General features: G+C 69.5%; 5 protein-coding genes. 4 read left to right on the top strand and 1 reads right to left on the bottom strand.

Annotated features, from left to right (window positions below; genetic code table 11):
- Positions 1–8: 8 nt before the first annotated feature.
- Positions 9–935, bottom strand: a complete 927-nt coding sequence (locus ACGF7U_RS08775; protein ID WP_393104498.1) for a hypothetical protein — start codon at positions 933–935, stop codon at positions 9–11.
- Positions 936–1,121: 186 nt separating this feature from the next.
- On the opposite strand from ACGF7U_RS08775, the gene ACGF7U_RS08770 reads away from it, so the two are divergent.
- The 4 genes from ACGF7U_RS08770 to ACGF7U_RS08755 all read left to right on the top strand — a co-directional run bounded on the left by ACGF7U_RS08770 (position 1,122) and on the right by ACGF7U_RS08755 (position 13,517).
- A complete protein-coding gene (locus ACGF7U_RS08770) occupies positions 1,122–2,132 on the top strand; it encodes an NAD-dependent epimerase/dehydratase family protein (RefSeq protein ID WP_393104496.1) in 1,011 nt (336 codons plus the stop codon).
- Between the two features lie 210 nt (positions 2,133–2,342).
- A complete protein-coding gene (locus tag ACGF7U_RS08765; RefSeq protein WP_393104494.1) occupies positions 2,343–6,092 on the top strand; it encodes a LamG-like jellyroll fold domain-containing protein in 3,750 nt (1,249 codons plus the stop codon).
- A 106-nt stretch (positions 6,093–6,198) separates the two neighbouring features.
- Entirely contained in the window at positions 6,199–13,107 is a 6,909-nt protein-coding gene (locus ACGF7U_RS08760; protein ID WP_393104492.1) for a polymorphic toxin-type HINT domain-containing protein, read from the top strand.
- Entirely contained in the window at positions 13,104–13,517 is a 414-nt protein-coding gene (locus ACGF7U_RS08755; RefSeq protein ID WP_393104490.1) for a hypothetical protein, read from the top strand. The genes ACGF7U_RS08760 and ACGF7U_RS08755 overlap by 4 nt, the downstream gene beginning before the upstream one ends.
- Positions 13,518–13,670: the final 153 nt, after the last annotated feature.

The raw sequence follows: 13,670 nt of genomic DNA, 5'->3' as shown, positions 1-13,670 counted from the left end.
CGCTCATCCTAGGCGGCGGGCGGCACGGGACGTAGCCACGAGATCGCCGCGGCGACGGCCGTCGCCACCACCAGCGCGGCGAGCGCGGCCAGCGTCGTCGCGTCCGGTGCGATGAGCGGCTGGCCGCGGAGCGCCTGCCAGGTCACGAGGACGAGCAGCCCGCCGTAGGCGAAGGCGAACACGATCACCAGCCGGGTTCGCCGGGCGTCGTCCCTGACGACCAGCGGCAGCAGCATCGCGAACAACAGCACCGCCTGGAGCCCGTGGATGCCGACGAAGTGGCCGACGCGGAGGTCACCGCCGGTCGTGCTCCACCCGGTCACCGGCATTCCCGGACCGCCGTCGGGCACGCCGACGGCATGCGCACCCAGGGTCGTACCCAGGCCGCGGTCGTCGAGTTCGGCCTGTGCGGGGGTCGGGGCGACCATGGTCAACCCCTGCAACAGGCCGGCCAGCAGCACCACCAGGCCCAGCCGGACGGCCCACGTGCCCGCCCGGTCCGGCATCCCGTCCCGCCAGAGCAGGACCGTGATGACGGCGGTGGCCAGCCACAGCACCACGATGAGGGCGCCCATCGAACGCCACAGCAACTCGTCGAGGGGCGTGGCCTCGTTGAAGTGACTGGCGCGACCGCGGGCCGCCTGGAAGACGATGATGCCGACCTCCAGCACGGCCGTGACGGCGATGACGGCCCCGGCCAGCCGCGCGGTCCGCCGGCCCCGGCGCAGATGTGCCAGCAGCCAGGCCAGGGTGAGCGCGTAGAACACGAAGGAGAGGGCGAACTTGGTCGGCTTGAGCCAGCTCGGGTCGCCGCCGACCGTGCGGTCGTCGGCGAACAGGCCGACGACGCCGACCAGGAGCAGGCCGGCCATGACGCCGGCGAGGACGGTCAGGCTCGTGCTGCCCCGCAGTGCGGTGCGCAGTGGTGTGGTCATGGATCGACGATCGCCACCAGCGGCGGCCGGCACCTCCTGCCGCGAGTCCGGACCCTCCTCCTGCGCCCGGCCGGCGCCTCCTCCGACAGCAGGAGGCCGGCGACGCGGGCCGGCTTCTGCCGTGGGCAGATCCGCTCCCCGTGAACATCGGGCCGGATCGCCGCGTTGGACCGGCACAGTAGGCGCATGAGACTGCTGGTGCTGGGCGGGACGGGTTTCGTGGGTGGCGCGACGGTGACCGAGGGGGTGCGTCGGGGCTGGTCGGTGACGGTGTTCAACCGGGGTCTGCACGGCACGACGCCGGAGGGCGTACACCGGTTGCGGGGTGACCGGACCGCGCCCGCCGGCCTGACGGCGCTGGCGGACGGCGAGTGGGATCTGGTGGTCGACACCTGGGACGGCGCGCCCCGGGCGGCGCGGGACGCCGCCCGCGCGCTGGTCGACCGGGTCGGCAGCTACGTCTACGTCTCCAGCGGCTCCGTCTACGCCCCGCCCGTCGCCCACGGCGTGGGCGAGGACGCCGCCGTGGTGGACGCCGAGCCGGACGCCGACGACGGCGACTACGCGCACAACAAGTCCGGCGGCGAGCGGGCCGTGCGGGAGGTGTTCGGCGACCGGGCGCTGGTCGCCCGGGCCGGGCTGATCCTCGGGCCGGGGGAGGACATCGGCCGGCTGCCCTGGTGGCTGGGGCGGGTCGCCCGGGGTGGGGACGTGCTGGCGCCGGGCCCGGCCGACCTGCCGTTGCAGTACGTCGACGTGCGGGACCTGGTGGGCTGGATGCTGGACCGGGGCGCCGAGGGGCGGGGCGGGACGTTCAACGTGGTGAGCCGCACCGGGCACGCGACGATGGGCGAGCTGCTCGACGCCTGCGTCGCGGCCACCGGCGCCGACGCCCGGCTGCGCTGGACCGACCCGGAGCCGATCCTGGCCGCCGGCGTGGTGCCGTGGAACGACCTGCCGGTCTGGATCCCGGCCGGGCACGAGTACCGCTGGTTGCAGGAACGCGGCGTCGAGCGGGCGTACGCGGCCGGGCTGACCTGCCGCCCGGTGGCCGAGACGGTCGCGGACACCTGGGCGTGGCTGCGGCAGGTCGGCGCGGTCCCGCCGCGGGCCGGACGCCCGCAGCGCGCCCCCGTCGGGCTGGCCCCGGAGCGGGAGGCGGCGCTGCTGTCCGCGACGGGCGCGGCGGGCGCCTGACCAGCGGGTCGAAACCACCGCGACGGCGGCCGTCCCCAGTGGACGGCCGCCGTCGCGGTGCTCGGGAAGCGTTCACCGTGGGTGGTTTCCCGGTGCACGCTGGGCGGCGAAGTCCGTTTTCACATCACGCATCGTGATCGATATAGACAAGGATCGGAGCCGCCCCTACAGTTCGCCCGACTGGTTCTCATCTTCCACGGGGGAATTGCGATGACTACTGGCCGCTGGCTGCTGCCTGCGCACAGGTCGAGGTGTGTTCGCCTCCTGGCCGGGGCGGCCGCCGCCTCGGTCGCGGCGGCGCTGCTGGCCGCTCCGGTGGCCGTGCAGGGTGCGGCCGCCGCGACCCGGACCGATCCGTCGGTGGCACCGGATGCGGGGTCGGCGGCTGCGGTGGCGGTGCGGTCGGGTCGGCGGGTGGAGGTGGCGTCCGCGCGGACGGAGTTGTCGCAGGTGTTTGCGAACCCGTCGGGTGGTTTCACGGTGGAGTCCGCGGTGGTTCCGCAGCGGGTGAAGCGCTCGGACGGGTCGTGGGCAGAGGTTGATCTGTCGTTGCGGCGTGGGGCGGATGGTTGGCGTCCGGTGGCGTCGGTGGCGGATGTGCGGTTCTCCGATGGTGGTGCGGGTGCGGCGGTGACGCTGGTCCGGCGGGGCAGAACGTTGTCGTTGTCGTGGCCGGGTGGGTTGCCGAGGCCGTCGGTCAGTGGTGACGCGGCGACGTATGCGGGGGTGTTGCCGGACGTTGATCTGGTGTTGCGGGCGACCCGTACCGGGTTCACGCACGTGTTCGTGGTGAAGTCGGCGCGGGCGGCGGCGAATCCGGCGTTGCGGGAGTTGCGGTTCGACCTGGGTGGGGACGCCCGGGTGGTGCGGGGTGCGGACGGGCGGTTGTCCGCCCTCGCGGGCAACGAGGTGCTCGCCTCGGCCGAACCCGCCGTCATGTGGGACTCGAACGACACCTCGTCGGGAGCCACGGCCCGATCGGCCGGAGCGGACCGGGCGCCGGCGGCCGGCGCCCCGGCCGGCGGCGGGCTGCCGTCGCGGTCGTCTGCGGCCGCGCCGGGTGACGCGGCGAAGACCGCGCCGGTGGGTGTCGAGGTGGCCGGTGGTGACCTGGTGTTGCGCCCGGACGCGAAGCTGCTCGCCGCCGACGCGGCTTTCCCGGTCTACATCGACCCGGCGTGGTCGACCGGCAAGTCCCGATGGGCGTACGCGACGAACAACAACACCAACAACACCGACACGACCGTCGCCCGGGTCGGGCGGGACCCCGACTCCGGAAAGCTCTACCGGTCGTTCTTCGACTTCCCGCTGACCGCGATGCGGGGCAAGCACATCGAGTCGGCGTACGTGCAGATGAAGCTCGACCACTCCTGGTCCTGCGGCAACACCCCGACGTACATGTACCACTCCGGTGGCATCGCCTCGACGCCGCGCACCGGATGGTCCCCGAAACTGAACAGCCTCAAAGCGTCGGCCAGCTCCCACGCCAACGAGGGCTACGGTTGCGCGGACTCCCCGCAGCCCGACATGACGGTCAACTTCACGGGCTCGGCGGTCACCAGCGTCATCCAGTCGCACGCGACCAGCAACGCCACGAACATCACGTTCGCGTTCTGCGCGTGCAGCGCCACCGACGGCTCCGGCGAGTCGACCACCGACCGGTGGAAGAAGTTCTGGCCCAGCAACGCCAAGCTGGTCGTCGACTACGACAACATCCCGGGCCAGCCCCACAGCCTTCAAGCCGGCGGGGTCGCCTGTCCCTCCGGCACGACCATCACGCTGGGCACGCTGAATCCCACCTTCTCGGCGATCTACCCGGACGCAGACAACACTCAGGCGCTGACCACCGCCTACGAGTGGGTACAGGTGCCCGTCACGGGGGTCATCGACGCCGCGACGCCGCGACGGACGCCACCGGCGGGAGCGTCGGTGCCCGCCGGCCAACGCTCGACCACGGCTGCGGTGACTGTTTCCGAGGGCGTCACCTACGCGTTCCGCGCCAAGGCCACCGACCCGGCGCCCTACAGCCGGACGAGCGCCTGGTCCGGATGGTGCCAGTTCAAGATCGATACAGGGGCCCCCACCGTCGGCGCGTCACTGGTCGACACCGCTACCGTGCCACTGCCCGGCAGTGTTGTCACGTTCCGGCTGACCGCTGACGACAGGACGGTCACGAAGTTTCTGTACGGCTGGAACGGACCGACCACGGAGGTACCGGTCACCGGCGGTGCCGTGTGTTTGACGCGCCCCCCCTTGCCACCCACCTGCCGGGTATCGGCGACTGTGTCGCTCACCGTGCCCAAGTACGGACTCAACATCCTGCACGTGTCGGCCAAGGACGAAGCCGGGAACCCCGGCTTCGGCTCCGAAGAGTTCAAGGCCGGCCGCCCGACGCCCGCGGTGGCCCGCTGGGGGTTGGAGACCTACCCCGGTGTCACCGCGACGCGTGCCCTTCAGGACGACCAGCCGTCACTGGGCGGGGACAGCCCCCTGTCGGGCGGCAGTGTGTCGTGGACCGGTGACCTACGGCTGATCCGGGGCGAGACGGCGTCGTTCAACGGCACATCATCGGCGCTCAGCACCACGGCGAAGGTGGTCGACACCACCGAGTCGTTCAGTGTGGCCGGCTGGGTGCGGCTGGCGTCGCTGCCGACGACGGCCGACATGGTGGTGGCGTCGCAGGAGGGCACGAGCGCGGCCGGTTTCCACCTCGGCACGCGTCTCGAAGGCTCGCCGGCGACGCCACGCTGGTCCTTCCTGATGAAGGACACGGACCTCCAATCGAGCACCACCCGGGCCGCGTCCAGCAGCGCCCCGCTGACCACCGCCGACGTGGGCCGGTGGACCCACATCGCGGGCGTCTACGACCAGACCGCGGGCAAGGTGCGGCTCTACGTCAACGGCGCCCTCGCCGCCGAGGTCGACCGGACCGCCACGGCGTGGAGCGCGAACGGCAAGTTCACCGTGGGGCGCGGCTGGAACTCCGGCACGCCGGGCAACTGGTTCAAGGGCAACCTGGCCGACGTCCAGGTCTACGACCGCATCCTCGTTGACCACGACTTCACCGGTCAGCTCGCCGAGGACCCGAACTCGGGCGGCTACGACGAGCCCGGGATGCTGACCACCATCCAGGTCGGCGACTGGGACTTCTCCGGCGCCCAACCCTGCTACGTCGAGTCAACCGACCCGTCGCTGTGCAGCGCTCTCGAGGCAGGCCAGTTCGGCCGCCGACTGGCCCTCACCCAGGGTGTCAACGTCGGCGACGACGGTCGGGGCCAGTTCCTGGCTCTCGACAGGCAGGGCGTCGACGATCCTGCTCAGGCGACGTCGGAGTTCGGTCGGTCCCAGGACAACACCGCCGACCCGCAGAACCCGGTCTGGCAGGACGGCCGAGTACTGCGTACCGACCAGTCCTTCACCGTCTCGGCCTGGGTCCGCCCCGATGCGCTGGCGGTAGGCAACCGCAGCGCGGTCACCCAGATCGGCACTCAGCAGTCCGCCTTTTACCTCGGCCAGCGGGGCTTCTCGGCCAACGGCACCACCGAATACCGGTGGAGCTTCACGCTCTACGGAATCGACGACGACGACGTCCAGGCCCGGACCATCGACGCCGCGATGACGTCGAGCACCATCAGCGAAGACGACCGGCTTCGGTGGACGCATCTGGTCGGGGTCTACGACACCGCGCGCCGCGAAGTCCGGCTCTACGTCAACGGCCGGCTCGAAGGCGTCAAGTCCTACGGCGGCGGCAGTTTCACGGGCGCGTTCGACGCGACCGGTCCGCTCGTCGTCGGTGCCGGCCGCTACAGCCCGCCGGGTGAGCCCGTGAAGTGGGTCGACCACTGGCAAGGTGACATCGATGATGTCGGCCTCTACCAGGGCGCAATGAGCAACGTCGCCGTCAAGACGCTTTTCAACTCCCAGTCTCCCGACGTTGTCGAGCCGCCGGCCGACGAGTAACGCCTGTCTCGATTTCGGCCACTCAAATCCGCATCCCTGCAACCGCGCCTGTGGAGGCACAGTGAAACGTGTCCCGAAACACCCCCTCGAACCACCGCGAAAGCTGGTGAAACGGTCTAATCGTTTCCACGCCGTCGTCGCGGCGGCGCTCACCGGCACCCTCGCCGTCTCCGGCCTGTCGGTGCCCGCGCAGGCGGCCCCCGACCCGGCGAAGCTCACCGGCCAGCGCGAGAAGCTCGACAAGCACGGCACCACCGCGCAGGGGCGGGCGTACCCCGTGAAGGAGGCCGAGAGCGCGAAGCTCGCCGCCCCGGTGTGGCCGAAGCCCGGCAAGGCATCCGTGACCCTGCCCGCCGCCTCGTCCGCCGAGCGGCGGGCCGCCGTCGCACCGGTGAAGGCGGGAGCGCTGCCGGTGTCGGTGAGCCGCGCCTCCGGCGCGGCGGGCGACCGCGCGTCGGTGGTGTCGGTCGAGGTGCTGGACCGCGCGGCGGTGCCGGCGCGCTGGCGCGACGGCCTGCTGCTGCGCGTCGGCGGCGGTGCCGGTGACCAGCCGACGACCAGGGCGGGCGCGACCCCCGCGCCCGGCGCTGACGCGGCCAAGCCGGCCGCCGCCACCGTGTCGGTCGACTACCGCGGCTTCAAGCACGCCTTCGGCGGCAACTGGTCGTCGCGGCTGACGTTGTGGCAGGTGCCGGAGTGTGGGCTGCGCACCCCCGGGAAGGCCGAGTGTGCGGCCACGCCGCTGAAGTCCCGCAACGACGGCAGCTCCGTCACCGCGGAGGTGCCGGTGACGGCCGGCGTGGCGGACGCGCGGGTCGCCGGCTCGGCCGCCACGCTGGTCGCGCTGGCGGCCGGCTCCTCCGGCCCGGAGGGCGACTTCTCCGCCACCCCGATGTCGGCGAGCGCCACCTGGTCGGCGGGCACGTCGACGGGCGGCTTCTCCTGGTCGTACCCGATGCGGATGCCGCCGGCCGTCGGTGGCCCGGCGCCGACCCTGGGCCTGTCCTACACCTCGGACAAGGTCGACGGGCAGTCCGAGGCGTCGAACAACCAGCCGTCGTGGGTCGGTGAGGGCTTCGACCTCTGGTCGGGCTACATCGAGCGCAGCTACGTGCCGTGCGCCGACGACATGACCGGCGGCAACAACAGCACCAACCGCACCGGCGACCAGTGCTGGCGGTCCGACAACGCCACCCTGTCGCTGAACGGGCGCGGCGGTGAGCTGATCTTCGAGGCCGGCAAGGGTTGGCACACCCGCAACGAGGACGGCTCGAAGATCGAGAAGCTGACCGGCGCCAGCAACGGCGACGACAACGGTGAGCACTGGAAGGTCACCACGTCCGACGGCGTGCAGTACTTCTTCGGCCTGAACAACCTGCCGGGGCAGGGCAGCGCGACGAACTCGGCGTGGACCGTCCCCGTCGCCGGTAACCACACGAACGAGCCGTGCAACGTCTCGTCGTTCGCCTCGTCGTTCTGCAACCAGACCTGGCGGTGGAACCTCGACTACGTCGTCGACCCCCGCGGCAACACCCTGTCGTACTGGTACGACAAGGAGACCAACTACTACGGCAAGAACGCCACCTCGACCAACAAGGCCCTCTACACCCGGGGCGGCGTGCTCAAGCGGATCGACTACGGCACCTGGGACCGCGGCGCCACCGACCGGTCGGTGAACCCGCTCGCGCAGGTCGTTCTGACCAGCCTCGACCGCTGCGCGGCCGACTGCCACGTCAAGGACGCGGCGCACTGGAAGGACGTGCCGTGGGACCAGGAGTGCACGGCCGGCGCGGCGGACTGCAAGGAGAACTACGGTCCGACGTTCTGGACCACCAAGCGGCTGGCGTCGGTCACCACCCAGGTGTGGGACACCACCAAGACCACCCCGGCCTGGCAGCCCGTCGACTCGTGGACGCTCGGCCACACCTACCCGGCCGTCGGTGACGGCAGCGACCACGCGGGCATGTGGCTCAGCTCGGTGCAGTACAAGGGCCTCGTCGGCGGCACCGAGACCATGCCGGCGGTGACGTTCGAGCCGGTGTCGCTGCCGAACCGGGTGCTCACCAAGAACAACACCAGCAACAACCGCATGCGGATCGGCAACATCGTCACCGAGACCGGCGGCAAGATCCAGGTCACCTACAGCCTGCCCGACTGCACCGCCAGCAGCCTGCCGTCAGCGCCGGAGACCAACACCCGGCTCTGCTACCCCGTGGTGGGCCCGGACCCCTACGACTCCAGCAAGGAACTCACCGAGTACTGGCACAAGTACGTGGTCACCAAGGTGTCCGAGTCGGACCTCATGGTCGTCGCCAACGGCTCCGACCGTGGCCAGCCGGTGCAGAACACCTACTACAAGTTCCTCGGCGATCCCGCCTGGCACTACGCCGACGACAACGGGCTGGTCAAGCCGAAGCGCAAGACGTGGAACCAGTTCCGCGGCTTCGCCCAGGTCGAGGTTCGCAAGGGCGACGCCCCGGCGCAGACCCTGACCCGCACCACCTTCCTGCGGGGCATGCACGGCGACCGGCTCACCAAGACCGGCGGCAGCCGCAGCGTCACCGTCGCGGCGTCCCTGGGCAGCGAGACCGTGTACGACGAGGACCAGTTCGCCGGCATGGTGCGCGAGCAGGTCGTCTACAACGGCGTCGACACCAAGCCGGTCAGCAAGACCGTCAACGTGCCGTGGCGTTCACCGGCGCTCGCCACCCGCACCATCAACGGCGACGAGGTCACCGCCCGCTGGACCAACACGCGGATCGCGTACAACGCGACGGCGCTGGGCGTCGACGGGGCGTCGGGCTGGCGCGTCTCGCGCACGGTGTCGAGCTTCAACGACACCTACGGCACCACGGACAGCGTCCAGTTCGACGGTGACGTCGCCAAGACCGGCGACGAGAAGTGCACGACCTACCTCTACAACCGCAACACCGGCGCGAACATCACGCAGACGGTCAAGCAGACCACCGTCAAGGCGGTGCCCTGCGCGACCGCGCCCACCAGCCAGGACGACATCCTCGCCGACGAGCGGAAGTTCTACGACGGCGCGACCAGCGTCGACACCGCGCCGACGACGGGTGCGGTCACCCGGGTCGACCGGCTGAAGGACTGGTCGGCCGCCGGCGGCACCGTCTGGCAGACCGTCAGCCAGGCCACCTTCGACGCGTACGGGCGGCCGAAGACCGCCACCGACAACCGCGGCCGGACGGTGACCACCGAGTACACCCCGGCCACGGGTGGGCCGGTCACCAAGGTGGTCACGAGGACGCCGGACCCGAACGGCAGCACCACCGACTGGACCACCACGATCGAGACCCGGCCCTACTGGGGTCAGCCGATCCGAACCACCGACTACAACGGCCGGGTCGCCGACATGGAGTACGACCCGATGGGCCGACTCGTCCGGGGCTGGCAGATCGGCTGGTCGAAGGCCGACCACCCGACCAGTCCGTCGGTCGAGTACACCTACTCGTACGCGCCGAACAAGGACGCCTACCCGTACACGAGGAGTCGCATCCTGCACGCCGGGGGCGGCTACCTGACGGCGTACGACATCAAGGACGCCTTCCTGCGGCCGCGTCAGACGCAGAAGGCCGGTGTGGGCGGCGACCGGGTGGTCACCGACACGCTGTACGACGCGACCGGCCGGACCGTGGCGACCTACCAGGCGCACGCCGAGCCGGGCGCGCCCTCGGGCGCGCTGTGGTGGGAGCCGGAGTGGTCGGTGCCGGCGCTGTCGAAGACCGTCTACGACAACGCCTCGCGGGCCACCGACGCGATCTTCTTCGGCACCGACGGCGTCACCAACCTCGTCGAGAAGTGGCGCACCACCACCCGCTACCTGGGTGACAGCACCACGGTGACCCCGCCGCAGGGCGGCACCGTCACCACGACGAAGACCGACATCGAGGGCCACACCGTCGAGCTGCGCCAGCGGGTCGACGCGACCGGGACGAAGCCGGACCACGTCACCACCTACACCTACAACCGCAAGGGCCAGCTGGCGCTGGTCAAGGACACCGGCGGCAACGAGTGGGTCAACACCTACGACGTCAAGGGCCGGCAGATCACCGCGAAGGACCCGGACAAGGGCACGACCACCACCACCTACACGGCGTACGACCAGGTGGAGTCGGTCACCGACGCCAACGACAACGTGCTGGTCAACGAGTACGACTCGCTGGGCCGGCGGATCGGCCTCTACCAGGGCAGCATCGCGGCGACGAACAAGCTCGCCGAGTGGAAGTACGACAAGCTCTACAGCGGCCAGACCGTCCGCGGTCAGCTCACCCAGAGCATCCGGTACGAGTCGGCGGGCTCCGCCAACGCCTACAAGTGGCAGGTGCGGGGCTTCAACACCCGCTACCAGCCGACCGGCGCGAACTACGTCATCCCGGCGAACGAGGGCACCGGTCTGGCCGGCACCTGGGTCTACGGCTACGGCTACTCGCCGTACGACGGCAGCCCGGCCAGCATCACCTATCCGGCCGGCGGCAGCCTGACCACCGAGAGCGTCGAGACGAAGTACGACGCCGTCACCGGCCTGCCGACGGAACTGGCCACCAACCTGATCAACGTCGGCCGCTACGTCATCGGCCAGGACTACACGCAGTACGGTGAGCCGACGCTGACCACCCGCAAGGTCGACGGCGGGGTGTACGTCCAGGACACCACCTACTACGACCTGACCACGCGGCGGGTCGACCGGGTGAAGATCAAGCCGGAGACCGCGACCGGCACGGTGGCGGACACCCGCTTCACCCGGGACGCGGCCGGCAACATCCTGTCGATCGCGGACACCCCGGAGGTCGGCGCGGCGGACACCCAGTGCTTCCGCTACGACGAACTCCAGCGGATGACCAACGCGTGGACGCCGAAGTCCGGCATCGACTGCGCGGCGGACCCGAGCGTGCCGAACCTGGGCGGCCCGGCGCCGTACTGGCACGAGTGGACCGTCGACGACGTCGGCAACCGCAGCACGGAGAAGGTGCACACCGCCGCCGGCGACACCACCCGCTCCTACACGACGCCCGCCAGCGGCAAGGACGTCGTCCGCCCGCACGCCGTCACCCAGGTCGTCACCCAGGCGCCGGGCCAGTCGGCGGTCACCACCAAGTACGCGTACGACGACGCCGGCAACATGACGTGCCGGCCGACCGGCACGGCCGCCAACGCCTGCGACACCGGGACCAACTCGCAGACGCTGAACTGGAACTCCGAGGGCAAGCTCGCCTCGGTGAGCGCGGGCGGGCAGACCGTCGAGACCAACATCTACGACGCCGACGGCGTGCGGCTGATCCGCCGCGACGCCACCGGCACCACCCTGTACCTGCCGGGCCAGGAGATCCGGCGCGAAAACACCTCGGTCGTCACCGGCACCCGCTACTACAGCTTCGCCGGCAAGACCGTGGGCAACCGGACCCCGAGTGGGCTCACCTGGCTCTACACCGACCATCAGGGCACCCAGCAGACCGCGATCAACGCCGGCACCCAGGCGGTCAGCGTGCGCCGGCAAACCCCGTACGGCGATCCGCGCGGCAGCCAGCCGCAGTGGACCAACAGCAAGGGCTTCGTCGGCGGCGACAAGGACCCGACGGGCCTGACGAACATCGGGGCCAGGCAGTACGACCCCGGGTTGGGTCGGTTCATCTCGGTCGACCCGATCCAGGACCTGACCGACCCGCAGCAGTGGAACGCCTACTCCTACGGCAACAACAGCCCGGTCACCTTCGCCGACCCGACCGGCCTCAAGTCCTGCTCCGACGACAACTGTCGTGACGGTGCGGACTACGAGGACATGTACGGGAACTACGTCGAGGTCGACGGCCCGAACGACGGTTGCAACGGCAAGTGCGGCGACGACGACTGGGCCGAGGCCCGAGCGGCGCACGAGGCCGGCGGCGGCAACGGCGGTGGCAAGGGCGGAAAGAACGGCGGCCCCACCGACGAGCAGATCAAGCGCGCCAAGGAAGTCAAGAAGCAGAACGCCATCGACATCATCATCAAGGCCGGCGGTCAGATTCTGCTCGAGTTCTTCGGCATCAACGACATCATGGACTGCATCGGCGGTGACCTGAAGGCCTGCGCCTGGTCACTCGCCGGCATGCTGCCGTGGGGCAAGGCCCTCCAGTTGGCCAACAAGGCCGGAGACCTGGTCAAGCTGCTCGGCAGGACCGGCAAAGCCATCATGAAGTGGCGCGAGGAATCCAAGTGGGCTGACGAGGTCCTCGATGCGTGCAAGGCCCCCGGCAACCGGCACAGCTTCTCACCGACAACCAAGGTGGTGATGGCCGGCGGCGGGCTGAAACAGATTGGGGAGTTGAAGGAAGGCGACGAGGTTGTCGCCACCGACCCGGAGAGCGGGCGGACTGACGTGCGGGAGGTCACCCGAACCCACCGTCACGATGACAGGGACCTGACTGACCTGCGGGTGGCCCTCGGCAACGGTGAACAGGCCAACATCGAGACGACCCAGCACCACCCGTTCTGGAGCGAGGACCGCCACGACTGGGTCGACGCCAAGGACCTGCGGGTGGGCGAGCGGCTGCGCTCGCTCGACGGCTCGACGGTGACTCTACGAGCATCCCGCTCGTACACCGGCAGCAAGGTCATGCATGACCTGACCGTTGCCGACATCCATACGTATTATGTGCTGGCGGGGGTTACTCCCGTACTTGTTCACAACTGCGACTTCGCCCCTGGTAAGGCAGATGAGCACTTCGACAAGCATGTGCTCGGGCTTGACGACGCTGGTCAAGCGACGCGTACGCCAGATATGCCTGAGTACAATATGAAGGATCTCGATAAGGGTTTTGACAAATATGTTGCCGACGCTAAATCTCTGATGTGTTCGGAGACTTGCCCGGCTGGCGTTCGTGAGGCCATTCGAAGTGACGGCGTAATTATCCGAATGGACTCACGGGGAAGGGTTGGAATGAGGAACGGGAGCACCATCACGACCTATTTTCGACCAGATGACCCGGCTGCCTATTTCGCGAGGGAGGCGGATAGGTGACTCAAAAAATCACCAACTTCGAAGAAGTATTCTCTAGCTTTATCAGGGCGTCGGGCCGCTGGCGGGACACTACCCCGGAGGCGCTCCTGGGGCGCTGGTCGAGGTTCGTTGATGATTGCGAGCAGGGTTACCCGCGCGACGCTGAGGATTACTTCAATGATCTCACCTCAAGAGATTCCTTGGAACGGGCGCTGACTTCTGCAGAGTTGCAGGAGTTCCCTGAAATGTCCCAACTGCGCGTAAGGGTGGAGGAGATTGATTCAAGGTTTCGCGCACTTTTGATTCCAGAAGTTTTCCCTGGGATCCCAGAAAAATTCTGGTGGGCTCGCGGCATGGTGAAGGCTGGCGGGAAGCGTCTTGTAGAGGATGTGCGCCGTGAATATCGCATCGACTTAATTGAGGTCGAATAGCGTGCTGATTTCGCGCTGAGTCTGCCGGCTAGAACGTAGGTGCCGCGCCATGTAGCGGCAGCGAAGCGGAAGCCCCGCCAGGTGCGTCTGGCGGGGCTTCTGCGTGGGTTGACGACAGTAGTTGAAGGCAACGTCAGCGGACCGGAGTGGCGC

The organism is Micromonospora sp. NPDC047670, from assembly GCF_043204915.1.
GTDB lineage: Bacteria > Actinomycetota > Actinomycetes > Mycobacteriales > Micromonosporaceae > Micromonospora.
This window is presented reverse-complemented; position numbering and strand designations above follow the sequence as displayed.

Excerpts from the sequence above, each read along its gene's own strand:
- ACGF7U_RS08770 (WP_393104496.1), top strand. The coding sequence starts at position 1,122 with ATGAGACTGCTGGTGCTGGGCGGGACGGGTTTCGTGGGTGGCGCGACG.
- ACGF7U_RS08775 (WP_393104498.1), bottom strand. The coding sequence starts at position 935 with ATGACCACACCACTGCGCACCGCACTGCGGGGCAGCACGAGCCTGACC.
- ACGF7U_RS08765 (WP_393104494.1), top strand. The coding sequence starts at position 2,343 with ATGACTACTGGCCGCTGGCTGCTGCCTGCGCACAGGTCGAGGTGTGTT.